The organism is Aliisedimentitalea scapharcae (assembly GCF_045277565.1).
Classification (GTDB): domain Bacteria; phylum Pseudomonadota; class Alphaproteobacteria; order Rhodobacterales; family Rhodobacteraceae; genus Aliisedimentitalea; species Aliisedimentitalea scapharcae.
Genome location: NZ_CP123584.1, coordinates 2,004,527 through 2,028,800 on the forward strand (window position 1 = coordinate 2,004,527; position 24,274 = coordinate 2,028,800).

A 24,274-nucleotide genomic window follows, 5' to 3' on the forward strand; every position below is an offset into this window, starting at 1 on the left:
AGACAAAGGATTCCATGCGCGAGCACGCTGATACAGTGTGGCAAAATTACTGTACTCCGACGCCGCCTGTTGCCAGTGATTGGAAGATCGCCGTTTGGCTCCCATTTTTGATGGGTCGAAACACTTTATTCGTTGGGCAACACATGACGAACGTTTTCAAGATCTCTTCCGTGGCGGTGGCGCTGAGCGCCCTTGTGGCAGGTCCTGCGGCCGCCGAAATGAAATACGACAATGGTTCTGGCGGATCGGTGCTGTTGTACGGACAGCTGAGCCCAGCATATGTCTGGGTGGACGACGGCGTATCCACCTATTCGAACCTGGTGGACAATGGACATTCCAACAGCCGGGTTGGCCTGTGGGTAACCCAGCCAGTGGGGCAGGACACCTTTACCTTCAACTTTGAAACCGCGCTGGGGCTGCGACAGTCGTTTGCGGTCAGTCAGAATTTCACCCCAAAAGGCGTTAACTGGAGCAGAACCTTCCTGCGCAAAATCGATTTTGCCTATAATTCGGACCAATACGGGAAGGTTTCGTTTGGTCTGGGCAGCATGGCCACCGATGGCATCGCCGAGAGTGACTTTGGCGGCACCGGCATGGCGTTGTACAACGGCATTGGGGATGCGGCTGGTGCGTTCCGTTTCCAACCTGTTTCGGGGATCGGGGCAACTGTGCCAATCGGCACGGTAACCGCCAGCCTGGATGGTGGGCGTCGCGGACGTGTCCGGTATGATACGCCGGAATTCAACGGCTTCCGTGTTGCGGTTGCTGCGGGTACAGAAGTTCTGCTGGCCAATGACGATGATTTCTATGACATTGCGTTGCGTTATCGCACTGACGTCGGAACGGCCAAGTTCAAGGGCGGTTTCGGCTGGTCTCGTCGGGTGCGTAATGGCGTGAACCGGGACAATACTGTGGGGTCGATGGCGTTAGAATTGCAATCTGGCCTGAATTTTGCCGTTGCGGCGGGCAACCGCCATGGCGGCGGCGACTATACCTATGGCAAGATCGGCTATAACGCCAACTGGATCTCTGCCGGGCAGACATCATTGGGCATCGACTATTATGACGGGAATGATTTCCTGGTGGGCGGGTCGTCTTCAGGTGCCATGGGGATCGCCATTCAGCAAAAAATCGACCGCATCAATACCGAGGTTTACATGGGGTATCGCACCTATGAGCTGAACGACACCGCAACCGTTTATCACGATATCGATTCCCTGATTGTCGGCGCCCGCTGGAAATTCTGAACCGACCCGACAAATCAATCCGTCATGCAGCGCGCCCCGAATTGGGGCGCGTTTGTCGTTTTGGACCGGGCAGGCGGGCAGGAATCGCGTCTGTGGGGCCGGGTTGGGCGGCAATGCCTCTTGCACCTGAGGGCGTGGACCAATAGAAGGCCTCAAATTGTCCGGGGGCGAAGTCTGCGCGCTTGCCCCGAATCTCTTATGGGGAATGAAGATGCAGGTTACCGAGACGCTGAACGAAGGTCTGAAGCGCGGCTATAACATCACTGTTACTGCTGATGAGCTGAACGCCAAAGTCAATGAAAAGCTGGCCGAAGCCCAGCCTGAAGTCGAAATGAAAGGCTTCCGCAAGGGCAAAGTGCCGATGGCGCTGCTGAAAAAGCAGTTTGGCCAGCGTCTGCTGGGCGAAGCCATGCAGGAAACCATCGATGGCGCGATGAACCAGCACTTTGAAGACAGCGGCGACCGTCCGGCGCTGCAGCCCAAAGTCGAAATGGTTGACGGCGACGACTGGAAAGAGGGCGACGACGTCAAAGTCGAAATGTCCTATGAAGCGCTGCCCGCGATCCCCGACGTCGACCTGGCGTCGATCTCGCTGGAGAAAATGGTTGTCAAAGCTGATGACGCAGCCGTTGACGAAGCGCTGGCCAACCTGGCCGAAACCGCGCAGGATTTCAAAGCCCGCCGCAAAGGTTCCAAAGCCAAGGATGGCGACCAGGTTGTCATGGATTTTGTCGGCAAGGTTGACGGCGAAGCATTCGATGGGGGATCTGCCGAAGATTACCCGCTGGTTCTGGGGTCCAATTCCTTCATCCCCGGCTTTGAAGAGCAGCTGGTTGGCGTGAAGGCCGAGGAAGAAAAAGACTGCACCGTTTCTTTCCCGGAAGATTACCAGGCCGAGCATCTGGCCGGTAAAGAAGCCGTGTTCACCTGCACCATCAAAGAGGTGAAGGAACCGGTTGCTGCCGAGATCAATGACGAAATGGCCACCAAATTCGGTGCCGAAGATCTGGACGGCCTGAAAGGTCAGATCCGTGAGCGTCTGGAAGCGGAATATGCAGGTGCATCGCGCGCCGTCATGAAGCGTGGTCTGCTCGACGCGCTGGACGGTCTGGTGTCCTTCGATCTTCCTCCGTCGCTGGTCGAAGCCGAAGCCGGTCAGATCGCGCACCAGTTGTGGCACGAGGAAAACCCTGATGTTCAGGGCCACGACCACCCCGAGATCGAAGCCTCTGACGAACACAACAAGCTGGCCGAACGCCGCGTGCGTCTGGGCCTGCTGCTCGCCGAGCTGGGACAGAAAGCCGAAGTCGAAGTGACCGACGCCGAGATGACCCAGGCGATCATGAACCAGGCACGTCAGTACCCAGGCCAGGAGCGTCAGTTCTTTGAGTTCATCCAGCAGAACGCCCAGATGCAACAGCAGATGCGCGCGCCGATCTTTGAAGACAAAGTCGTCGACTATGTCTTTGAACTGGCTCAGGTGACCGACAAGGAAGTGCCCAAGGACGATCTGCAAAAGGCAGTTGAAGCCCTGGAAGACGAATAACTGTCAGGGCCCCATGGGTCTGTGCCAGTGAGACAAGCGGGGTCGCCTTTTGGGCGGCCCCGTTTTTTGTTATGACATCCATTGCGCGAATTGGGGGATGTAGCTCCAGCACGGGTTCCCCGATGACCTTTTCCCAATGATTTTCCCGGCGACTTTTGTAGATGTCGTGTTAGCCTGATCCCGTGATCTTCAGGGAGGGACACATGACAAAGAAATTATTGGCTGAATTTATTGGTACGTTTTGGCTGGTTCTTGGCGGGTGCGGCAGCGCCGTGCTGGCCGCAGGCGTTGCGGACGTGGGGATCGGTTGGTTGGGAGTCAGTCTGGCCTTTGGTCTGACAGTCATGACCATGGCCTTTACCGTCGGGCATATTTCGGGCGGACATTTCAACCCGGCTGTGACTTTGGGTCTGGTGATAGGCGGTCGTCATGATGCCAAAGAGCTGGTGCCGTATTGGGTCGCACAGGTTGTTGGCGCGGTTGCTGCTGCTGTGGTGCTGTATGTCATCGCCATGGGACAGGCCGACGCCACAGGCGTTGGGGGATTTGCGTCAAATGGCTATGGTGCTGCCTCCCCACAGGGATATTCGATGACGGCAGGTCTGTTGACGGAAATCGTCATGACTGCGGTGTTCCTGATCATCATCCTGGGGGCAACGTCATCAGGCGCACCGGCGGGGTTTGCACCGATCGCCATCGGGCTCGGGTTGACCTTGATCCACCTTATTTCGATTCCGGTGACGAATACGTCTGTGAACCCGGCACGGTCCACTGGCGTGGCGTTGTTTGCCGATGGTCCGGCGATGGCGCAGCTGTGGCTGTTCTGGGTTGCACCACTGATCGGCGCAGCCGTGGGGGCGATCATCTGGAAGGCTCTGTCGACGACTGGCGACTGATCGCCCGATAAAAAAGCAAGGCAACCGGTGTTATTGTATCAACGCGGTTGCCTTGAGCATCCCGCGGCGTTTGGCTTCATAATAGTAGCCGCGGGCATACCAGCTGACGGCAGTGTCGTAATTGCCGTCCGAGAGCAGCCAGGCACCGCGCAGGTATTTGACGGCGAATTGCAGGTTGGTGTCTGCGTCCAGAAGATCGCTGGCCTGACCTTTGAACCCCATGCTGCGCGCAGTTGCGGGCAGGATTTGCATCAGGCCGTAGTAGGGACCGTTGCGGGCCCAGGGGCGGTGCGTGCTTTCGCGGATCACGACCTTGTGGACCAGGGCACGGGGCACCTCATAGTGGTCGGCCCATTTGTTGATCAGCCGTCTCAATTCCGGGGTTTCGTTCGGATACAACGGGGGCTCGGTCGGGGCGGCGCTTTGGGATCGTTTGCCCCGTCGGCCGCATGCCGAAAGTACAGCGGCTGAAGAGAGTATCAGAAAAGCGCGACGGTGCATTGGACAGTGCCTCGGTTTGATGGAATTGAGGCCACAGTACGCAGGACCCGGACGCTGACAAGGGGGCTGTCGTTTATGAGCGGAGGACTTCCGATGGTGGCACGGGGAATGAACGGGGCGGCAATTGTCGTGCAATCCACGGTGCAATCCGCTCTACAATCCATTGCGCAACCCGCTGTGCAGGACATGTTTGCATCCATCAGGTTTGACCCCTGATTTTATTGGGTTTGATATCAAAAGAGTGCCGAAGGTATCAAAGCCACTGAAATACTCTCGTCCTAACCTGTTGAGTTGTGGACATGGGGTGTTGAGGGGCATCAAGCTTGGGGAAAGCGATCAGGACACATGAAAAAGGCCGCACCCCCTGGAGGGCGCGGCCAATTCTGTAAAAACCAGTGTCTGGATCAGACGTTGGTTTCTTCGGCGTCTGCCGGTGCGTCGTCTTCGTCCGCTGCGGACCCGATATCGTCAAACAGTTCAGCGATTTCGAATTCGGCGCGGGCTTCTTCTTCGGCAGCCAGCTCCTGGATGGACTTGCCCGATGCCTGCAGTTCGGCTTCTTCGGCCGAACGGGCAACGTTCATTTCGATCTCGACTTCGACTTCGGGGTGCAGTTTGACGGCAACAGCGTGCAGACCCAGGTCTTTGATCGGTTTGATCAGGGCAACCTGTTTCTTGTCGACAGTGAACCCGGCTTCGGTGGCAGCTTCGGCAGCGTCCCGTGGGGTGACAGACCCGTACAGGGCACCTGCGTCCGACGCGGACCGAATCACGATGAACTGCTGACCGTTCAGCTTGTCACCCATGGCTTCGGCTTCTGCCTTGGTTTCCAGGTTGTGGGCTTCCAGCTGTGCTTTCTGGGTTTCAAAGTGGGCAATGTTCGCTTTGGACGCGATCAATGCTTTGCTTTGGGGCAACAGAAAGTTGCGGGCGTAACCGGCTTTGACGTCAACGACGTCGCCCATCTGGCCCAGCTTTGCGACGCGTTCAAGAAGGATAACTTGCATATCAGTTTCTCCTTACTTCACAGCATAGGGCAGCAGGGCGAGGAAGCGGGCACGTTTGATGGCACGGGCCAGTTCACGCTGCTTCTTTGCCGAGACGGCGGTGATGCGCGACGGCACGATTTTGCCACGCTCAGAGATGTAGCGCTGCAACAGACGTGTGTCTTTGTAGTCGATCTTCGGCGCGTTGTCGCCCGAGAAGGGGCAGACTTTGCGGCGACGGAAAAATGGTTTTGCGGCCATGATTTAGCGTCCTTTGTTAAGGCTGAGATCAGCGGCGCTCGCGACGGTTGTCGCGTTCGTCACGTTTCTGCATCTGGACCGAAGGCCCTTCGGCGTGCTCGTCGACCTTGATGGTCAGAACGCGCATCACGTCGTCATGCAGGCGCATCAGGCGTTCCATTTCCTGAATCGCCGGCGCAGGTGCGTCGGTTTTCAGAAAGGCGTAATGGCCCTTGCGGTTTTTGTTGATCTTGTAGGCCATCGTCTTGACGCCCCAGTACTCGCTTTCGACGACGCTTCCGCCGTTGTCAGCCAGAACGGCACCAAAGTGTTCGACGAGGCTTTCCGCCTGCGCGTTGGACAAATCCTGGCGCGCGATCATGACATGCTCATAGAACGGCATGTGTTCTCCTGTTTCTGTCGAGGCGCATTTCAAAGGCGAGGTCCTGACCCTTCCGCGACCCCACCACGAGAGACTGCGCGGTTCAATAAAACTGCGGAAGGCGAGGGTCCATATACAGGGTTTGCGTGCAGGAGCAAGGGGGCAGGGTCCGTTTGTGCCCGCACACTCGACGAAAGACTGGCAGAAACACTGGCGGGAACAAATGCGGTGCAGGTTGGCGTTGCACGTTTGAGTTGTGGTTTGAAAAAGAACGTGCCCGGACAATTTCAATGTCCTGCCCCATTTTCGACACTTAACACACCCAGATTTGGTTAACACAGCTTAAACGCGCCGATGCCAACGTGAGGCAGGCGCTCTTTTATCAAAGGTCAAATTCGATGGCAGCGCTCGATACATCAGCACGGATCCCCGGCGACGCTCGGGCTTCGTCCCGCGGTATTTTTGATGATGCCATCCCCTTGATCTTCAACTTTAAACCGGATGTCACCTTTCAGTCGATTTTTCTGCGTGTTCTGGGAACGGCGCTGGTGCTGAGTTCGGCCATCATGTGGATCATTCCCGGCGCTTCGGGGGATGCGCAGATGGTGTTGATGAAGCTGGGAATGTCGGTGTTCATGCTGTTTTGTGGTCTGGCCGTGTCGATGATGAACCATCCGGATGCCCGCCCCGACGCCTATTTCGACCCGATCCGTCGCGAAGTCCGTGTGCTGCAGAAAAGCAACCGGGGGCGTCCTCAGACCGTTCTGCGCCGCAGCTATGACTCGTTGGGGGCCGTGCGGTTCCAGGACAAAACTGTCGAGCTGACAGATATGGATGGGTCGATCCTGATGCGGTTGTCGCTGAGTTCGGCCGAAGAACGCCACGCCTTGCGGTCACAGCTGACCGGAGTGGTTCCGATCACCAGCTGAGCAGTGCCCAAACTGATATAAACGTTTTGCCAAGCCCGGTCCGTCGCCGGGCTTGTGTTCGTGTGTTCACAGATGCTGTTGGAAATCAAACACAACGTTGAATTGCTGATCGTGTATTCTGCCCCACATGTCACTGATACATGTTCAACACGGAGACTCCCCTGTCATGAAATCCATTCTGTTTGCCGCCGCTCTTGCCACTGCTGGTGCCACCGCCGCAGTCGCTGCACCTGAAAAATACGTTCTGGACAGCAGCCACAGCCAGGTTGTGTTCAACTATAACCATCTGGGGTTCTCGACCACCTATGGGATGTTTTCCGGTTTTGCCGGGGAAATCATGTTTGATGCGGAAAATCCCGCAGGTTCGAGCGTTTCCGTTTCGATGCCGGCCCGTTCGATGCTGACGGGGTGGCAGGAACGGTTCGACCACTTCATGTCCAAGGACTTCTTTGGCGCAGGTGACGCGGAAATGGTGACGTTCAAATCGACTGGCATCAAAGTAACAGGTGACACGACTGCCGATATCACCGGCGATCTGACGTTGAATGGGGTGACCAAACCCGTGGTTCTGAATGCCAACCTGAACCAGGCGGGTGATCACCCGATGGCGGGCAAACCCTGGGCCGGATTTGACGCGACCACATCGGTGTTGCGGTCGGATTTTGATCTGGGCAAATTCGCTCCCTTTGTCAGCGACGAAGTTCAGATCATGATCTCGATCGAGGCCATGAAAGCCGACTAAAGCCAGGCTCTGAAGGAGCCGGAAGGCAAATCAAAGCGCCGGGTCCGTGAGGATCCGGCGCTTTTTGTGTGTGAAGAGACCGTGGTGCGCAGGACGGTTTAAGGTGTGTGTGCCGCTGTCAGGGCGATCCCGATATCGACGCCAAAGGCCAGCGATCCTTCGTCCTTGACGCCTCGACCTATATCGAAATCCAGCCGGTTGACCTGAACCGCGCCGGCCATCGTGGCAACACCATCGGTGATTTCGAGCGTAAATGGCAGGGTCAAGGGCAGGGTCTTGTCCCGAATCGTGAGCGTCCCGATGGCAGCATAGGTGTCGTCGGTCCGGGAAATATCCGCCTGAAACTTGGCGGATGGGAAATTGGCGCTGTCAAAAAAGTCTGCCCCCATTGCCTGTGCCGTGACCGACCCCAGCGACAGTGAGGCGACATCGATCGTGACCGTGACGGACCCGGCCTGACCATCGGTGACTTTCGGATCAAAGGTGATTGCAGCGTTCCAGGTGCCGAAACTGCCCTGAACGGCGCTGCCCATCTGGGTGACACCAATAGACAGCGTGCCACTGCTGACTTGCCAATTTGCGGCGTGATCGGAGTCGGCTGTTGGGGGTGTCTGTGCCTGGGTCTCGGTCGTCTGGGACGTGTGCTGAGCGGTGTCTGTCTGGGCCGAATGCGATCCAAAGGCTCCCAGCAGGCCGCCGGCCCCCAAAGCGGCCGCCCACAGGAACAGGGCAAAAACGGCGGGCAAGAGGCTGTGGGATTGGTCAGGTGGGGTTGGGGCGGTGTTGGTCCCGGGCAACATGCGGCGCAGGGTTTGATCGCGATCAATCACATGGTGTTTGATAGCACCGGCAACATGCAGAAACACAGACAGGAACAGCACGTAGATCAGAATATGGTGCAGCGCGCCGAACAGCATGGCGGTGGCTTCGGATTTGGCGACAAACGGCAGGTTCTGTCCAAACGGCCACCAGATGGGTGCAAAGCCGGTCGTGGCGGCGTGGTGGATCCATCCGGTCAGAGGAACGAAAAGCAAGGAGCCATACAGCAACCAATGCACGGTTTCGGCTGCGAGCGCTTCGACGCGGTTGTCAGCATTCAATAGTCCGGGCTTTGGCTGCGTCAGCGCCCAGATGATACGAGCAAGAGCGATCAAAAAGATACTGACGCCAATGGTTTTATGGAGCGAGAACAACAATGTGGCACGGTTGATTTCGGCCTGACCACCAGTAAAGCCGGAGCTTTGAATCTCATGTGCCAGAGAGTTGGCGAACAGTCCCAAAGGGATGACGGTCAGCATCAGTAGGACGGTGGTCCAATGAAATGTCTTGGCCACACTGCCGTAGCTGCGCTGGGAATTGGAAAAGGGCACGGGGCGAGATCTCCTGTTCGCGGTCGATGTGTGATATTTCCAAACTATTGCCTGGAACGCCAATCGCAAAGGTGTGCGTGCGCACAATGGCCGTGCAAGGGTGGACAGATTGGGTTTGCGCGTCTGGGTGCTTGTTTGTACCGGCATGGCCGTCTAAACCAACATGAAAGATCCCCAAAGGAGTGAGAGATCCTGATGACGACAGCTTTTGTTTTTCCCGGGCAGGGGGCGCAAACCATTGGTATGGGCAAGAGTTTGGCCGATGCCTATCCTGCGGCGCAAGCAGTGTTCGACGAGGTCGATGACGCGTTGGGAGAGAAGCTGAGCGCGCTGATCTGGGAAGGTGACATTGCCGAGCTGACCCTGACCCAGAATGCGCAGCCCGCGCTGATGGCGACCTCGATCGCTGCGATGCGCGCGCTTGAGGCCGAAGGGATCACGATTTCCAGGGCCTCTTTTGTAGCGGGGCATTCTTTGGGCGAATATTCGGCTCTGGCAGCGGCCGGGTCGATCAGCATAGCAGACACCGCGCGCCTGTTGCGCACCCGTGGTCAGGCCATGCAGAGCGCGGTTCCGGTTGGCGAAGGCGCAATGGCAGCTGTTTTGGGGCTGGACCTGGACGCGGTGCGTGCCGTGGCCGACGCCGCCGCACAGGGCGACGTCTGTCAGGCCGCCAATGACAATGACCCGACACAGGTTGTGGTTTCAGGATCCAAGGCTGCGGTTGAGCGCGCTGCTGTGATTGCCAAGGAAAAAGGGGCCAAACGGGCGGTTATGCTGCCGGTCAGCGCGCCGTTCCATTGTGCATTGATGCAGCCGGCGGCCGAAGTGATGGCCGAGGCGCTGGCCGGGGTGCAGATTACGGCACCTGCAGTGCCACTGATTGCCAATGTGCGCGCCGATGTGGTGACGGATCCGGATGAGATCCGCGCCTTGTTGGTCGAGCAGGTGACGGGGTCGGTGCGCTGGCGCGAAAGTGTTCAGGCCATGGCGGCCAAAGGTGTGAGCGAATTCTGGGAAATCGGTGCCGGAAAGGCACTGTCTGGCATGATCCGCAAGATTGATCGCTCGCTGGCCTGTCGTCAGGTCGGCGGTCCCGAGGATGCAAAAGCCGCGGCCGAGGCGTAACCGGAATTTTTGAAAAATTCCGGCCCGTTTTCCGTGTCGGAAAACGGCGCCAGCGGGTCGGGTTGGAAAGGAAGATAAATGTTTGATCTTACAGGCAAGAACGTGCTTGTCACCGGTGCGTCCGGTGGTATCGGGGGAGCAATTGCCAAGGCGTTGCATGGAGCCGGGGCAACCGTGGCATTGTCCGGCACCCGGATTGAGCCGCTGGAGGCATTGGCGGCAGAACTGGGCGAACGCGCCCATGTTCTGACCTGCAATCTGAGCGACGCCGAAGCCGTCGAAGCGCTGCCGAAGCAGGCAGCAGCGGCGATGGGGTCGGTCGATGTTCTTGTGAACAATGCCGGTATCACCCGGGACAACCTGTTCATGCGGATGAAGGACGAGGAATGGGACAGCGTGCTGAACGTGAACCTGACCTCGACCATGCGTCTGTGTCGGGGTGTTTTGCGCGGGATGATGAAGGCGCGTTGGGGCAGGATCGTCAATATTTCGTCCGTGGTTGGCGCGACCGGCAACCCGGGGCAGGGCAATTATGCTGCATCCAAAGCAGGCATGATTGGCATGTCGAAATCGCTGGCTTATGAAGTGGCAAACCGGGGCATCACGGTCAATGCCGTTGCACCTGGTTTCATCACCACAGCGATGACCGACAAGCTGACGGATGATCAGAAGTCCAAGATTCTGACACAGGTACCCGCGGGACGTATGGGCGATGCTGAAGAAATCGCCGCGGCGGTGTTGTACCTTGCCAGCCCCGAAGCGGCTTATGTCACGGGCACTACGCTGCATGTGAATGGCGGCATGGCGATGTTGTAAGCGGGCGCGGCGCGCTGATGAGGCCACAAGGGCACAGACCATCTGTTCAACACTGTTGAATTTGAGTTTGACACTTGTACCCTTGGTCCGGCATCACCATGTGCACGGTTCCCGGGCGACACCCTGTCGCTGGGTCCGGTAACAAACCGACCCAGCGAAATCGTTTGCCTCTGGTGTCGTCTGTGTTATAGGCGGCGCATCTTTTAACGGGCACCGGCACAAGAGTCGGGTCCGACCGCCCCCGCAAGGGGAAAGCAGTCGCCCTGATCGGGCAAAACCAAGCCACCCCGATCGGGCGAGGGCAGAAACGGGTCGAAAGGCCCAGAAGAACGAGGAAAGAACATGAGCGACGTCGCAGACCGCGTGAAAAAGATTGTTGTGGAACACCTGGGTGTTGAAGAAGACAAAGTGACCGAGAACGCTTCGTTCATCGACGACCTGGGCGCCGACAGCCTGGACACCGTCGAGCTGGTCATGGCCTTTGAAGAAGAATTCGGCATCGAAATTCCTGATGATGCAGCCGAAACCATCCAGACTTTTGGCGACGCAGTCAAATTCATCACCGAGGCTTCCTGATCCACTCAGTGGACCAGAAGTACCGTTGATTTCCCGAACGGCGCTTTCCTTTTGGAAAGCGCCGTTTTTCGTATGCAGGTCCTGTCGTTTAGCAGCGAGACTGAGATTGGGTGACTCTGTGTTATACTGAGGCCCGACAATTGGTTTAGGAGGCCGCCCAACATGATGATTTTTCCCACTATGGAGCTGCAAAACGGGCGTTGCGTGACCTTGGACAAGGGCAAGCTCGATTCGGCAATGATCTGGCATGTTGACCCGGTCGAAACGGCCCGCGGCTTTGCCGCGGCTGGGGCCGAATGGATGCATTTGACCGACTTTAACGCTATTGACGGGGATGATGGAAACGAAGCGCTGATCGAGGAGATCGTTCGCAGCGTCGGTATTCCCGTCCAGCTGGGTGGCGGTATGCGGACCCGCGACGCGGTCGAGCGTTGGATTGACAAGGGGGCGGGACGAATCGTCGTTGGTACCTTGGCTGCGCGAGATCCTCAGGTGGTGATCGAGCTGGCCAAGCATTACCCCGACCAGATCGTTCTGGCCGTCGATGTGTGGCAGGGGCAGGTGATGACCGAAGGGTGGCGTCAGGCCGGCGCATTTTCGCCTGAGGATTATATCAAAGCCTTTGAAGGGGTGCCCTTTGCCGGGATCGTCGTCACCGACATTGACAGTGATATGGATGACGTCGAAGCCCAGCTGGGCCTGATTTCGGGGCTGGCGGCCACGGCAAAGTCGCCGCTGATTGCCAGTGGGGTGGTGCGCTCGGCCGACGATATCTCGCGCCTGAAATACTTGCCGAACATTTCAGGAGCCTTGGTTGGGCGTGCGTTGTTCCGCAAAACCATGTCGCTCGAAGAGGCGCTGGAAGTTGCCCGACCAACCCCCGAGGCGGTGGCCGAATTCCAGTAACGAAGAGGCTGTAGCCAATTTCAGGATTCAGGATGAACAGGCCGGGGCCAAATGCGGTGCCGGTCGAAAAAACGGATGCTGCTAGGCGCTGCCGCTCAGCACCGTTTTCAAGGCGGCGGCGCTGAGACGTTTGCGAAACACAACACCGGCGTAATTGGAGTTGTGCCACACAACTCGGGCCGAAATCTGTTGCCCGGATACACCGATCTCCATCGCAGCCCCCGGATCACAGGCAGTGGACAGGCGGATTTTTGCGCCCAAACGGCTGAGATCCACCACCTGCGCCTGCTCGATCACAGTTGAAAGCTGGATAACGCAGGCCAGTGCGCAGGGATAGCGTTTGCCGCGCTTTTTCAATGTGCTGTCTCTGGCTTCGATCATTTTGATGGCTGCGGCCAGCATCAAAAGACCCAGAGTTGCATAGACACTGATCCGTCCGATAGGGAGCGGGGTTGATTGGCTGATGGGGGCGGCACCCTGCGGCGACGCCCGTTCTGTTTCGTCGCAAGGTAGCGGTACGATGTCCTTGCGAAAGGTCTGCAGATGTCGCTGGGCCTGTAGGCGACCAACCATTTCGAATGCGCTGTTGCGTCCGTAATTCCTGTATTGCGCCAGTATCTTACGCTGTTGTTCAATGAGCTTGACGGCCGAAACAGATGCCCGGCCAATTCCGGTCGCGGCGAGTTTGGCACGGAAACGTTCGGGGGCGGTCTGGATCAGGCGTGAGCGTAGTTTTTCGGGCGCGCCGGCGGGCTGACCAGTTTCAAGAAAGGTCAGGAATGCCTGGCTTTCGGTCAACATGGCAAAAAGTTCTTCCTGGACGCGGCAATCCATTTTCTGCTGTCCGGCGTGTGAATGCGCCGGGGAGATCAGAAACGCGAAAAGAAACAGAACACGCGCAACACAGGGCGGCATTAGTCAGAAAACCTTTTTTGCTCATTTTCTGATAGCAGATTCCCCCTAACGTCTGATTACCGCCCCTTGCGCATTGTATGCTTCGGTCACACTTGCACTGAGTTGGTAAACCAAGCTATTTGAGTTTGGAAATGCCGAGGCGAAGGAGAGCAGATGATGCGTCGAGTTGTTGTTACGGGGCTGGGGCTTGTGACGCCGTTGGCCAGCGGGCTGGAAGAAACATGGTCGCGGCTGCTGGATGGTCAATCCGGCGCGGGTCCGATCACTGTATTTGATGCCGAAGCAAGCGGCGTAACCACGACCTATGCCTGTGAAGTTCCCAAAGGGGACGGCACGGACGGGACGTTCAATGCCGATGATTGGATGCCGGCCAAAGAGCAGCGCAAGATCGACGATTTCATTCTTTATGGCATTGCGGCGGCCGAAATGGCGGTTCGGGATGCGGGATGGACACCCGAAGACGAAGCGAGCCTGCAACGCACAGGGGTGATGATCGGATCCGGGATCGGCGGACTGAGTTCCATTGCCGATACAGCGGTGATGATCAAGGAACGCGGTCCCCGGCGGGTGTCGCCCTTCTTTATTCCTGGTGCGTTGATCAATCTGATTTCGGGTCAGGTGTCGATCCGGTTCGGGTTCAAGGGACCCAACCATTCGGTTGTCACGGCCTGTTCTACCGGTGCACATGCGATTGGCGATGCGAGCCGTTTGATCAAGTCGGGCGATGCGGATGTGATGATCGCAGGGGGGGCCGAAGCCGCTATCTGTGAAATCGGGATTGCGGGTTTCAACGCCTGCAAGGCACTGTCGACCAAATATAAAGACGACCCCAAAAAGGCGAGCCGCCCCTATGACAAGGATCGTGATGGTTTTGTCATGGGCGAAGGGGCCGGTATTGTCGTTTTGGAAGAATACGAACATGCCAAGGCACGCGGAGCCAAGATTTATGCCGAAGTTCTGGGATATGGGATGTCGGGCGATGCCTATCACATCACGGCTCCTTCGGAGACCGGCGAAGGTGCCGAGCGTTCAATGCGGGCCGCGTTGGCCAATGCGGGGCTGGAGCCTGCTGACATTGATTACATCAATGCGCATGGTACTTCGACGATGGCCGATACCATCGAATTGGGCTCGGTTGAGCGCATGATGGGAGAGGCCGCGAGCAAGGTCACCATGTCGTCGACCAAATCCGCCACGGGCCACCTGTTGGGGGCAGCGGGCGCGATCGAGGCGATTTTCTCGATCCTGGCAATCCGGGATCAGGTGGCACCGCCAACAATCAATCTGGACAACCCCGCTGTTGATACGGCCGTGGATCTGGCTCCGAATACCAAACGGGAGCGGGAGATCAATGTGGCCTTGTCGAATTCCTTTGGGTTCGGTGGCACCAATGCCAGCGTGATTTTCGGAAAGTCCAAATAAATGTGGCGCAGCCTTGCCTCGAATATGCTGACATTGCTTGTGGTGGCGCTGTTCCTGTTGGGCGGCGTCATCTTGTGGGGCAAATCGCAATATAGTGCCCAGGGACCGCTGGAGGCCGCAATCTGTCTGAAGGTCGATCGCGGCTCTAACCTGACCCGGGTCAGCCGTGATCTGGCCGACAAGGGAGCCATTTCAAGTGGCGCAATTTTCCGCTTGGGTGCGGATTATTCGGAAAAGGCCTCGCAGTTGAAAGCGGGTAGTTTTCTGGTGGAAAGCGGTGCCTCGATGGAGGCGATCGTCGATCAGATCACCCGCGGTGGGGCCAGCACATGCGGTACCGAAATCGTTTATCGGGTCGGGGTGACCCGGACTGTGGCGCAGGTGCGCGAATTGGATCCGGCAACAAACCGCTATGTGGAACGGGCCGCGTTCAACCTGGCCGAGGATGACGTACCGCCAGCATATACGCAAAAGCGCGGCGAACCCGATACGCGGTATCGGGTGGCGATGGCCGAGGGGGTAACTTCCTGGCAGGTCGTTGAAGCGATCAAGGCGATGGATGTTCTGGAGGGGGCCGTTACTGTCCGTCCCGCCGAAGGAATGTTGGCACCGGACAGCTATGAAGTGGTGCCGGGCAGCCAGAGAGACGCGATTTTGGCCGAGATGCAGGAAAAGCAACAATTGCGGATCAATGCTGTCTGGGAATCCCGTCAGGAAGGCTTGCCGCTGAATTCGCCCGAAGAAATGCTGGTATTGGCCTCTATCATTGAAAAGGAAACCGGAGTTCCACAAGAGCGCGGGCAGGTGGCCAGCGTGTTTGTGAACCGTCTGAACCGGGGAATGCGGCTGCAGACGGACCCGACCGTGATCTATGGTATCACCAAGGGTGAGGGCATTTTGGGGCGTGGATTGCGTCAAAGCGAACTGCGCCGGATCACCCCATGGAACACGTATGTGATCGAAGGGCTTCCCCCGACACCCATTGCCAACCCCGGGCTTGCCAGCCTGGAGGCAGCGGTGGCACCGGACCAGACCGATTTCGTGTTCTTTGTGGCCGATGGTACGGGGGGTCATGCGTTTGCCACGACCCTGGAAGACCACAACCGCAACGTCGCCGAATGGCGTAAGATCGAAGCCGAACGGCAGAACAACTGAGGTTTACGTCTACCAAGACGCAGGTCACCGGGTCCAAGGCGTTCAAAGACGCCTTGGACTGTGGTTGGAATGGCAAAGCCTGCTGGGTGAATTTTCAGAGTTTGTTAATGATACCGGACGGTTGCGTTGCGTTTGGACTGCGTTAAGATTTGACTCTGCGCGCGGTCTCGCGTATAAGTTGTGTCATGCTAGAAGAAGTGGGCAAACGGCCCCGGGGGGTACTCCGGTGGCCGTTTTTTCGTTTCGCCTGTGCGGAGGGGGCAACAAAAACTCACGCATGAGGTAGGCGGCAAACATGGCTTTGACGACCCCGGAAGAACGAATTCTGAAAACGGCTGATCTGCTTCGGTCGCTACAGGAGTCGATCAATAACCTGCGACAGCTGGCAGAAGACCTGCGTCGTCGGATGATGGCTGGGGAGGAAGCGGAACTGAACGAAACCAGTAAGGAAATGGCACGCGCGGAGACTTTGATCCGAACCTGCCAGAAAGTGGAGGCGTGCCTTGTTGAACAGCACGAAAGACAAGCCGGAATTGTCCAGGGCGGATACGCCTTTGACCTTGACCGGGCTAGACTTGAAATCGGGTGCAAATTGGCTCGCATCCGCTCCTGCTGCGATCAGGGAAGAATTTCTGAATGACCTTGGGGAGGGGGGGCTTAGGGCCCTCCCTTTTCTTTTTGAGTTCTGGGCCCTGCCGCATCAATTGCCACCTGACGGCGATTGGCGGGCCTGGGTGATCCTGGGCGGGCGCGGTGCAGGAAAGACGCGGGCAGGGGCCGAATGGGTCCGATCGGTGGTTGAGGGGGCAATGCCGCTTGACCCTGGGCAAGCGCGTCGGTTGGCGCTGGTCGGTGAGACCTTTGATCAGGTTCGTGATGTCATGATCTTTGGGGACAGTGGGATCATGGCCTGTTCGCCATCGGATCGTAGGCCGCAATGGAAGGCGGGGGAGCGCAAGCTGATCTGGCCGAATGGAGCCGAAGCCCAAGCGTTCTCTGCCCATGACCCCGAAGGGTTGCGCGGGCCGCAATTTGATGCGGCCTGGGTGGATGAGCTGGCGAAATGGAAAAAGGGCGATGAGACTTGGGATATGTTGCAGTTCGCCCTGCGCCTGGGGGATCACCCCCGGGTGTGTGTCACCACCACGCCACGAAATGTGACCGTTTTGAAGCGACTGTTGGAGGCTCCATCGACAGTGCAGACTCACGCTGCGACCGAAGCCAACCGGGCCAATCTGGCCGCGAGTTTTCTGGACGAGGTGCGGGCACGATACGCCGGGACCCGATTAGGGCGGCAGGAGTTGGACGGTGTCCTGTTGGTCGATGCCGAAGGGGCACTGTGGCGCAGCGAGGCGTTGCAAGGCGCACAGGTGCGATCCGTTCCGGACCTGGATCGGGTTGTTGTCGCGTTGGACCCGTCAGTGAGCGGTAGCGCACAGGCGGATGCCTGCGGAATCGTTGTCGTTGGTGCGCAGACGCAGGGACCGCCGCAGGATTGGCGTGCTTTTGTGTTGGCAGACCGGACAGTGCAGGGGGTTGGCCCTACAGGATGGGCCAAGGCGGCGATCGCTGCGATGGATGAATTCGATGCCGAACGGTTGGTGGCTGAGGTCAACCAGGGGGGGCAGCTGGTCGAAGAGGTCCTGCGACAGGTGGATCCGTTGGTTCCCTATAAGGGGGTACACGCCAGCCGAGGCAAAGTGGCCCGCGCGGAACCTGTGGCGGCGCTTTATGAGCAGGGGCGTGTGCGCCATGTGGCGGGGTTGAGCGATCTGGAGGAACAGATGTGCCTGATGACGTCTCGGGGGTTTGAGGGACGCGGGTCACCGGATCGGGTGGATGCGTTGGTTTGGGCAATTCATGAATTGATGATTGCCCCGGCCAGCCAGTTTCGCAGGCCCCGGGTCCGGGTGTTGTGATCCTGTGATTGAGGTTCGCGGGCAACCGGCTGCATAGGGGCAGAGGCCCCGGAAGGTGGGCGTTTGCTTTGCGTCACGAACATCCGGTTTCAGGTGTTGCGTTAGTTGCGAACGGTCTGTTTCCGGTTCTCGAACAATCATCAGCGATAACTCTCATCAACAGAAGGCCGGGTGGCGCGATTGGCGCGGCGGCGGGCAGATAGGAGCATCAGACATGGTATTCGATTTCTTGCGTCGTGGCAGCGAAAAGCAGGTGCCAGAGGCAAAGGCAAGTGCAACTGGTCCGGTGGTGGCCTGGCATGGGACAGGGCGTGTGGCCTGGAGCCCACGGGATGCGGTGTCGCTGACCCGGACGGGGTTTTCGGGAAATCCGGTGGGGTTTCGGTCGGTCAAGCTGATTGCCGAGGCCGCGGCCGCGCTTCCGTTGGTCTTGCAGGATCAGACGCAGCGGTTTGATACCCACCCGGTTTTGTCGCTCGTGAAACGTCCGAATGCGGCGCAGGGGCGGGCCGAGTTGCTGGAGTGTCTGTATGGGCAGTTGTTGCTGTCCGGCAATGCCTATGTTGAGGCGGTGGCCGGGGAGGCGGGGCTTCCGTTGGAACTGCATGTTCTGCGATCTGATCGCATGAGCGTGGTTCCGGGGGCGGATGGGTGGCCGGTGGCATATGAATATGCGGTGGGGGCGAAGAAACACCGTTTTGATGCCACCGGCCTGGTCTCTCCGATTTGCCATATCAAGAGCTTTCATCCGCAGGATGACCATTATGGGTTTTCACCGATGCAGGCGGCGGCCATGGCGCTGGATGTGCATAATGCGGCGTCACGCTGGTCCAAGGCCTTGCTGGACAATGCGGCCCGACCATCGGGCGCGTTGGTTTGGAACGGCGGCGACGGCCAAGGGTTTATGGGCGACGATCAGTTTCGCCGACTGAGCGATGAGATCGAGGCCAATTACCAAGGCGCGCGCAATGCCGGGCGGCCGATGGTGCTGGAAGGTGGATTGGATTGGAAGCCGATGGGCTTTTCCCCCAGTGATATGGAATTTCAGAAGACCAAGGAAGCGGCAGCGCGCGAGATCGCGTTGGCCTTTGGGGTGCCGCCGATGCTGTTGGGGATTCAGGGGGATGCGACCTATGCCAATTATCAGGAGGCCAATCGGGCGTTTTATCGTCTGACGGTGCTGCCGTTGGCGACACGGGTGGCGGCCGCTTTGTCCGAGTGGGTGTCCGGGTTTACCGGAGAGCCGGTAGAATTGAAGCCTGATCTGGATCAGGTGTCGGCGTTGTCTGCCGAGCGAGATGCGCAATGGGCGCGCGTGGCGCAGGCGGATTTCCTGAGCCAGGCAGAAAAGCGGGCGCTGCTTGGGTTGCCGCCTTTGGGTGAGGCAGATGCGGATGGCTGATGGACAGGGGTATCCGCCGTTCGAATGCGCTCCCGGGCTTAGATTGGCGGCTCATGAACGGGTCAGCCAGATCCATCATGACAATATCAACCGTCGGCTGGATCGGATCGAAGAGCTGATGGAGCGGCTGGAAAAGCGTCTGTGGCTGACGGTTTATGGCGTGGTCGCGGCAATTCTGGCGCAGGCATTCCAGTCAATTCTGGTCGCGGCGCAATGAAATCAAAGGGGTGTGAGGAGTTTCTCATGGAGTACGATACAGGCCTGGAGCATAAATTTGCGCGGTTCGGCGACGGGATTCAGGTGGACGATAATGCGGTGATCCAGGGCTATGCCAGCGTGTTTGGTGAAGCTGATCAAGGCGGCGATATTGTCCAAAAGGGTGCCTATGCTGCGTCGATCAAGGCGCTGGAATCCAAAGGCGCGCGGGTCAAGATGTTGTGGCAGCATGACCCCGCCCAACCCATTGGGGTCTGGGACGAGGTGCGCGAGGATACACGCGGGTTGTGGGTCAAGGGACGGCTGCTGGAAAGCACGCAAAAAGGGCGTGAGGCGGCTGCGTTGATCGGGGCCGGCGCGATCGACGGGTTGTCGATTGGTTATCGGACAACAAAAGCCAGCAAGACCGACAAGGGCCAGCGGCTTTTGAGTGAACTGGAACTTTGGGAAGTGTCTCTTGTGACGTTTCCGATGCTTCCCAGTGCGCGGGTGGCGGCAAAAGGAGCTCATGCAGAGTTCGATGACGCCTGGCGCAGCATTGCCGCGGTGTTGAACGATGCCCGGCAGGAACTGGCGCGACGGTAAGCGCCCAAACCCACCCAGAACAGGAAAATGCTGATGAGCAAGACCGACCAACCGGCCTTGGCCGGAGAAGGTGCGCCCCTGGTTCAGGAGGTGAAGCAGGCGATGACCGGCTTCGTTCATGAATTCAAGGGCTTTCAAGATGAAATTGAATTGAAACTTCAACAGCAAGAAGAGCGACTGACCATGCTGGATCGTAAATCTCAAATCGCGGCGCGTCCGCATCTGGCCACTTCTATTGACGATGGTGCCCCGCATCAGAAGGCGTTTGATGCGTATCTGCGCTCAGGTGACGACGACGGTCTGCGAGGCCTGGAAATCGAAGGCAAATCCATGTCGTCGACCGTCAATAGCGACGGTGGATATCTGGTAGACGCCCAGACATCGGAAGCTGTGAAATCGGTGCTGTATTCGTCGGCGTCGATCCGTTCGATCGCATCGGTGGTGAACGTCGAGGCGACATCATATGACGTGCTGATTGATCATACTGATGTGGGCGCAGGATGGGCCACCGAAACGGGGGCTACCGCAGAGACGGGAACGCCGTCGATTGATCGGATTTCCATTCCTCTGCACGAACTGTCGGCCCTGCCCAAAGCGTCACAGCGCCTGTTGGATGACAGTGCATTCGATATCGAAGGTTGGTTGGCGGGTCGCATTGCAGAGAAATTTGCCCGCGCCGAGGCGGCGGCATTCATCACTGGGGATGGGACCGACAAGCCGCGCGGCTTTTTGGACCACCCTGCGGTGGATGATGCGGTTTGGACCTGGGGCAATCTGGGGTATGTGCCGACCGGTATTGCCGGCGATGTGGATGGCGATGCCATTGTTGAGCTGGTTTATGCGCTTGGTGCGCAATACCGTGCCAATGGCAGCTTTGTCATGAATTCCAAGACCGCCGGACATATCCGCAAACTGAAGGATGCCGATGGTCGTTTCCTGTGGTCTGACGGGCTTGCGGCGGGCGAACCGGCGCGTCTGATGGGCTATCCAGTGCTGATTGCCGAAGACATGCCCGATGCTGCCACCGACAGCTATTCGATCGCATTTGGTGATTTTGCGGCTGGTTACACGGTGGCAGAGCGCCCTGATCTGCGCGTGCTGCGTGATCCGTTCAGCGCCAAGCCGCACGTGTTGTTCTATGCAACCAAACGCGTGGGCGGTGATGTCAGCGACTTTGCGGCCATCAAGCTTCTGAAATTCGGCACCGTCTAAAGGCGCCGGATCGTGGGGCCCTGCGACGGGTCCTGCGGTGTGGGCAGGCACCGGATGAAACCTCTGCGTTGTCTAGCTGCTCCCCTCCGTCCGAGCGACGCAGGGCGCGGTGGCTGCCCGCTCAATCTTTGACAGTTAAGCGGCCCGGAGGGGGCCGAGCTTGCGGAGTGAATGGATGATGTTGACCGAAGAAACCACCGTGCCGGACATTGCGTTGCCGGTGGACCAGTTCAAGGCGCATTTGCGGCTGGGAACCGGGTTTGGTGAAGACACGCTTCAGAATGGTGTCCTGAATGGCTTCTTGCGGGCCGCCATCGTGGCGATTGAAGCACGGATCGGCAAGGTTCTGATTTCGAGGGCGTTCACCTGGAAAATTCATGCCTGGCGCGACCGGGCGGGTGAGATCCTGCCGGTCGCACCGGTATCGGTGGTGAACGCTGTGGTGATGACCGACGGCGGCGGAACCGAGACAGTGCTGGATGCGGCACTATACCGGCTGGCAGAAGATAGCCAATCGCCAAGAATTCGGCCCACGGGCACGCTTTTGCCTGCAATTTCGCCCGGCGGAACTGTGCGGATCGACGTCATCGCAGGCATGGCAGAGGATTGGGGCGGCCTGCCGGCCGATCTGGGTCAGGCCGTGCTACTGCTTGCGGCGCATTATTATGAATACCGCAATGAGACCGCGCTGAGCGATGGGTGCATGCCCTTTGGCGTCACGAGCCTGATTCAGCGGTATCGGACCATGCGGATTTCTGTCGGACGGGGTTTGGCGGGAGTGATGCAATGAAACCACCGCATCTGAACCGCAAGTTGGTCCTGGAGGGCGCTGTGCGCACCGCCGACGGTGCTGGGGGTTTCGTTCAAAGCTGGCAAGCCCTGGGCACTCATTGGGCCGCTGTGGAGCCGCGTACGGGGCGAGAGCGGGCCCGGGGAGAGTATGCGGTGTCGTCCATGAGTTATCGGGTGATTGTGCGCGCGGCTCCGATGGGGTCGATAGCCCGACCCAGCCCGGATCAGCGGTTTCGCGAAGGCAATCGTGTCTTTGTCATCCGGGCCATCGCGGAACGCGACCCCGGGGGGCGGTATCTAATTTGTTTCACGGATGAAGAGGTGGCGGCATGAGTTACGGCGTTGCAGCAGCGCTGCAGGAAGCTGTGTATCAGCATTTGTTGGCCGATGCGGGAGTAAGCGCGTTGGTTGGGACGGCGATCTATGATGCGCTTCCCGCGGGCACATTGCCCGAAACCTATGTGACCCTGGGCCCTGAGGATGCGCGGGATCGCTCGGATGGAACCGGAGCGGGGGCCGAGCATCGGTTCACGGTCACGGTGACCACCACTGCGGCGGGCTTTGCCGGTGCCAAGGATTTGGCTGCGGCCATTGGCGATGCGTTGATTGACGCGGACCTGATTTTAAGCCGGGGGAGCCTGGTGGGGCTGTGGTTCGACCGGGCAGTGGCTGCACGTGTTGGAACCGGCGGCACGCTTCGCACGATCACGCAGCGCTTTCGCGCCCGCGTGGAAGACAACTGAACTTTTTCAATTTTCGCTTAACAATCGGAGAAACGATATGGCTGCTCAAAACGGCAAGGACCTGTTGGTCAAAGTGGATATGACCGGTGGGGGTCTTTTTGAAACCATTGCGGGGCTGCGTGCTACGCGGGTGAGCTTTAACGCGGAGAGCGTGGATGTCACCAGTCTGGAAAGCCAGGGCGGTTGGCGTGAGCTGCTGTCCGGTGCTGGCGTGAAATCGGCGGCGATTTCCGGTTCCGGTGTCTTCAAGGATGCAGGCACAGACGAACGAGCGCGTCAGCTGTTCTTTGATGGGGAAACGCCTGCGTTTCAGGTGATCATCCCGGATTTTGGCATTGTCGAAGGCGCATTTCAGGTGACGGCTCTGGAATATGCCGGCAGCCACAATGGCGAAGCCACCTATGAATTGTCGATGGCCAGCGCCGGGGCGCTGAGCTTTACCGCGGTGTAAGCCATGACCAATCCGTGGAGGGGAGAGGTGGCTTTGACCATCGATGGGCAGCAGCGGGTTTTGAAACTGACTCTCGGGGCGTTGGCCGAGCTGGAACAGGAATTGGCGACCGGATCCCTGGTCGAGCTGGTTCAGCGGTTCGAGGGTGGAGGTTTCTCATCGGGTGATGTGCTGGCCCTGATCCGCGCTGGATTGCGCGGAAGCGGGGTCGATCAAGCGGTGGATTTGATGCAGGCGGACATCGCCGGGGGGCCGTTGGCAGCGGCCCGGGCTGCAGCAGAGCTGTTGGCGCGGGCTTTCATGCTGCCGGAAGGGCCATGAGCCGGTTTGACTGGCCCGCGTTGATGCGGGCCGGGATCCAGTTCCTGCGGCTGACGCCGGAACAGTTCTGGGCGCTGACCCCAGCCGAACTGAAGTTGATGCTGGGTCAGGCGGCCGGAAAGGCACCGATGGGACGGGATGGATTGAACGCGCTGTTGGCCGCCTATCCCGACAGGGGACCAGCCGGTCCCGAACAAGGAGATGACGATGAGTGATCAGGAAGCAATGGGCGATCTGGAGGACCAGGGAGCGGCGCTGTCGGATACGCTGGCTGATGCGACTGCGATGGCGGCGGGGTTCAATGGTGAATTGCAACGCATTCGCGAAGCCTTTGCGACAACCAGCCGTGACGCCTTGGCCTTGGAACATGGGTTGTCCCGTGGATTGAGGCGGGCGTTGGATGGCGTCGTCTTTGATGGGATGAAGCTGTCAGATGCGCTCGAAACTGTGGCGCGGTCGATGATCAACGCCACCTACTCGGCAGCGGTGCGACCCGTCACGGACCATTTGGGCGGGTTGTTGGCAAATGGGGTCACCAGCGTCGTGCAGGGCGTGTTGCCGTTTGCCGATGGCGGGTCCTTTTCCCAGGGGCGGGTGATGCCGTTTGCAAATGGGGGTGTGGTGAGCGGTCCTGTGACCTTTCCGATGCGCGGAGGCATGGGGCTGATGGGCGAGGCCGGACCCGAGGCAATCATGCCACTGACACGGGGGGCTGACGGAAGGCTGGGCGTACGGGCGCAGGGTGGCGGTGCCGTGAACGTGGTTATGAATATCTCGACGCCCGATGTTCAGGGTTTCAACCGCAGCCAGGGGCAGATTGCAGCACAGATGAGCCGGGCCTTGGGTCGGGCCAATCGTAATCGGTGAAGGAGCACG

General features: G+C 58.7%; 30 protein-coding genes. 24 read left to right on the forward strand and 6 right to left on the reverse strand.

What is annotated here, in order from left to right:
- Positions 1-143 precede the first annotated feature (143 nt).
- The 3 genes from QEZ52_RS09420 (at position 144) to aqpZ (ending at position 3,689) form a co-directional block, all read left to right on the forward strand.
- Complete coding sequence (locus QEZ52_RS09420; protein WP_406649790.1) at positions 144-1,247, forward strand: porin; 1,104 nt, start codon at positions 144-146, stop codon at positions 1,245-1,247.
- Positions 1,248-1,458: 211 nt separating this feature from the next.
- Positions 1,459-2,793, forward strand: a complete 1,335-nt coding sequence (gene tig, locus QEZ52_RS09425) for a trigger factor (RefSeq protein WP_406649793.1) — start codon at positions 1,459-1,461, stop codon at positions 2,791-2,793.
- A gap of 203 nt (positions 2,794-2,996) precedes the next feature.
- Positions 2,997-3,689, forward strand: coding sequence for an aquaporin Z (gene aqpZ / locus QEZ52_RS09430; RefSeq protein WP_406649796.1), 693 nt, complete (start codon positions 2,997-2,999; stop codon positions 3,687-3,689).
- 30 nt (positions 3,690-3,719) lie between these two features.
- Here aqpZ and QEZ52_RS09435 read toward each other — a convergent pair whose 3' ends face one another.
- The 4 genes from QEZ52_RS09435 to rpsF all read right to left on the reverse strand — a co-directional run bounded on the left by QEZ52_RS09435 (position 3,720) and on the right by rpsF (position 5,819).
- Positions 3,720-4,190 (reverse strand): lytic transglycosylase domain-containing protein, encoded by a 471-nt coding sequence (locus tag QEZ52_RS09435; RefSeq protein WP_406649800.1) that lies wholly within the window; start codon positions 4,188-4,190, stop codon positions 3,720-3,722.
- 404 nt (positions 4,191-4,594) lie between these two features.
- Positions 4,595-5,197: a 50S ribosomal protein L9 gene (gene rplI, locus QEZ52_RS09440; RefSeq protein WP_406649802.1), complete on the reverse strand. Its 603-nt coding sequence runs from the start codon at positions 5,195-5,197 to the stop codon at positions 4,595-4,597.
- Between the two features lie 12 nt (positions 5,198-5,209).
- Positions 5,210-5,437, reverse strand: coding sequence for a 30S ribosomal protein S18 (gene rpsR, locus QEZ52_RS09445; protein ID WP_005982441.1), 228 nt, complete (start codon positions 5,435-5,437; stop codon positions 5,210-5,212).
- 28 nt (positions 5,438-5,465) lie between these two features.
- Positions 5,466-5,819, reverse strand: a complete 354-nt coding sequence (gene rpsF / locus QEZ52_RS09450; protein WP_406649808.1) for a 30S ribosomal protein S6 — start codon at positions 5,817-5,819, stop codon at positions 5,466-5,468.
- A gap of 377 nt (positions 5,820-6,196) precedes the next feature.
- On the opposite strand from rpsF, the gene QEZ52_RS09455 reads away from it, so the two are divergent.
- A complete protein-coding gene (locus QEZ52_RS09455) occupies positions 6,197-6,727 on the forward strand; it encodes a hypothetical protein (protein WP_406649811.1) in 531 nt (176 codons plus the stop codon).
- A gap of 166 nt (positions 6,728-6,893) precedes the next feature.
- A complete protein-coding gene (locus tag QEZ52_RS09460; protein ID WP_406649814.1) occupies positions 6,894-7,469 on the forward strand; it encodes a YceI family protein in 576 nt (191 codons plus the stop codon).
- 98 nt (positions 7,470-7,567) lie between these two features.
- Here the strand turns inward: QEZ52_RS09460 and QEZ52_RS09465 are convergent, their stop codons facing one another.
- Positions 7,568-8,839 carry a cytochrome b/b6 domain-containing protein gene (locus QEZ52_RS09465; RefSeq protein ID WP_406649816.1) on the reverse strand — a complete coding sequence of 424 codons (1,272 nt, stop codon included), beginning with the start codon at positions 8,837-8,839 and terminating at the stop codon, positions 7,568-7,570.
- Positions 8,840-9,034: 195 nt separating this feature from the next.
- On the opposite strand from QEZ52_RS09465, the gene fabD reads away from it, so the two are divergent.
- From fabD to QEZ52_RS09485, 4 genes are all read left to right on the forward strand, one after another.
- Positions 9,035-9,967, forward strand: coding sequence for an ACP S-malonyltransferase (gene fabD, locus QEZ52_RS09470; protein WP_406649818.1), 933 nt, complete (start codon positions 9,035-9,037; stop codon positions 9,965-9,967).
- A 78-nt stretch (positions 9,968-10,045) separates the two neighbouring features.
- Positions 10,046-10,783: a 3-oxoacyl-[acyl-carrier-protein] reductase gene (fabG, locus tag QEZ52_RS09475; RefSeq protein ID WP_406649821.1), complete on the forward strand. Its 738-nt coding sequence runs from the start codon at positions 10,046-10,048 to the stop codon at positions 10,781-10,783.
- A gap of 342 nt (positions 10,784-11,125) precedes the next feature.
- Entirely contained in the window at positions 11,126-11,359 is a 234-nt protein-coding gene (locus QEZ52_RS09480) for an acyl carrier protein (protein ID WP_028091986.1), read from the forward strand.
- A gap of 162 nt (positions 11,360-11,521) precedes the next feature.
- The gene (locus QEZ52_RS09485; protein WP_406649823.1) at positions 11,522-12,265 is read left to right on the forward strand and encodes a HisA/HisF-related TIM barrel protein; all 744 of its coding nucleotides are present in this window, start codon (positions 11,522-11,524) and stop codon (positions 12,263-12,265) included.
- Between the two features lie 81 nt (positions 12,266-12,346).
- Here QEZ52_RS09485 and QEZ52_RS09490 read toward each other — a convergent pair whose 3' ends face one another.
- On the reverse strand, positions 12,347-13,099 hold the full coding sequence (locus QEZ52_RS09490; protein ID WP_406649824.1) for a PilZ domain-containing protein: 753 nt from the start codon (positions 13,097-13,099) through the stop codon (positions 12,347-12,349).
- Positions 13,100-13,336: 237 nt separating this feature from the next.
- Between QEZ52_RS09490 and fabF the strand changes: the two genes are divergently transcribed.
- The 15 genes from fabF (at position 13,337) to QEZ52_RS09565 (ending at position 24,265) form a co-directional block, all read left to right on the forward strand.
- Complete coding sequence (gene fabF / locus QEZ52_RS09495; RefSeq protein WP_406650408.1) at positions 13,337-14,602, forward strand: beta-ketoacyl-ACP synthase II; 1,266 nt, start codon at positions 13,337-13,339, stop codon at positions 14,600-14,602.
- A complete protein-coding gene (gene mltG / locus QEZ52_RS09500) occupies positions 14,603-15,757 on the forward strand; it encodes an endolytic transglycosylase MltG (protein ID WP_406649825.1) in 1,155 nt (384 codons plus the stop codon).
- Between the two features lie 295 nt (positions 15,758-16,052).
- Positions 16,053-16,397, forward strand: a complete 345-nt coding sequence (locus QEZ52_RS09505) for a hypothetical protein (protein WP_406649826.1) — start codon at positions 16,053-16,055, stop codon at positions 16,395-16,397.
- Positions 16,390-17,676: a DNA-packaging protein gene (locus tag QEZ52_RS09510; protein WP_406650411.1), complete on the forward strand. Its 1,287-nt coding sequence runs from the start codon at positions 16,390-16,392 to the stop codon at positions 17,674-17,676. The genes QEZ52_RS09505 and QEZ52_RS09510 overlap by 8 nt, the downstream gene beginning before the upstream one ends.
- 214 nt (positions 17,677-17,890) lie before the next feature.
- Entirely contained in the window at positions 17,891-19,078 is a 1,188-nt protein-coding gene (locus QEZ52_RS09515; protein WP_406649827.1) for a phage portal protein, read from the forward strand.
- Positions 19,071-19,295, forward strand: coding sequence for a hypothetical protein (locus QEZ52_RS09520; RefSeq protein ID WP_406649828.1), 225 nt, complete (start codon positions 19,071-19,073; stop codon positions 19,293-19,295). The genes QEZ52_RS09515 and QEZ52_RS09520 overlap by 8 nt, the downstream gene beginning before the upstream one ends.
- Before the next feature lie 26 nt (positions 19,296-19,321).
- Positions 19,322-19,879, forward strand: coding sequence for an HK97 family phage prohead protease (locus QEZ52_RS09525; protein WP_406649829.1), 558 nt, complete (start codon positions 19,322-19,324; stop codon positions 19,877-19,879).
- A gap of 33 nt (positions 19,880-19,912) precedes the next feature.
- Positions 19,913-21,091, forward strand: coding sequence for a phage major capsid protein (locus tag QEZ52_RS09530; RefSeq protein WP_406649830.1), 1,179 nt, complete (start codon positions 19,913-19,915; stop codon positions 21,089-21,091).
- 175 nt (positions 21,092-21,266) lie between these two features.
- Complete coding sequence (locus tag QEZ52_RS09535) at positions 21,267-21,881, forward strand: head-tail connector protein (RefSeq protein WP_406649831.1); 615 nt, start codon at positions 21,267-21,269, stop codon at positions 21,879-21,881.
- On the forward strand, positions 21,878-22,216 hold the full coding sequence (locus QEZ52_RS09540) for a head-tail adaptor protein (RefSeq protein ID WP_406649832.1): 339 nt from the start codon (positions 21,878-21,880) through the stop codon (positions 22,214-22,216). The genes QEZ52_RS09535 and QEZ52_RS09540 overlap by 4 nt, the downstream gene beginning before the upstream one ends.
- On the forward strand, positions 22,213-22,626 hold the full coding sequence (locus tag QEZ52_RS09545; protein ID WP_406649833.1) for a DUF3168 domain-containing protein: 414 nt from the start codon (positions 22,213-22,215) through the stop codon (positions 22,624-22,626). The genes QEZ52_RS09540 and QEZ52_RS09545 overlap by 4 nt, the downstream gene beginning before the upstream one ends.
- A gap of 37 nt (positions 22,627-22,663) precedes the next feature.
- Positions 22,664-23,077, forward strand: coding sequence for a phage major tail protein, TP901-1 family (locus QEZ52_RS09550; RefSeq protein WP_406649834.1), 414 nt, complete (start codon positions 22,664-22,666; stop codon positions 23,075-23,077).
- 3 nt (positions 23,078-23,080) lie between these two features.
- Positions 23,081-23,398 carry a gene transfer agent family protein gene (locus QEZ52_RS09555; RefSeq protein WP_406649835.1) on the forward strand — a complete coding sequence of 106 codons (318 nt, stop codon included), beginning with the start codon at positions 23,081-23,083 and terminating at the stop codon, positions 23,396-23,398.
- Positions 23,395-23,613 (forward strand): phage tail assembly chaperone, encoded by a 219-nt coding sequence (locus tag QEZ52_RS09560; protein WP_406649836.1) that lies wholly within the window; start codon positions 23,395-23,397, stop codon positions 23,611-23,613. Before QEZ52_RS09555 ends, QEZ52_RS09560 begins: the two co-directional genes overlap by 4 nt.
- Positions 23,606-24,265, forward strand: coding sequence for a phage tail tape measure protein (locus QEZ52_RS09565; protein WP_406649837.1), 660 nt, complete (start codon positions 23,606-23,608; stop codon positions 24,263-24,265). The genes QEZ52_RS09560 and QEZ52_RS09565 overlap by 8 nt, the downstream gene beginning before the upstream one ends.
- Positions 24,266-24,274 lie beyond the last annotated feature (9 nt).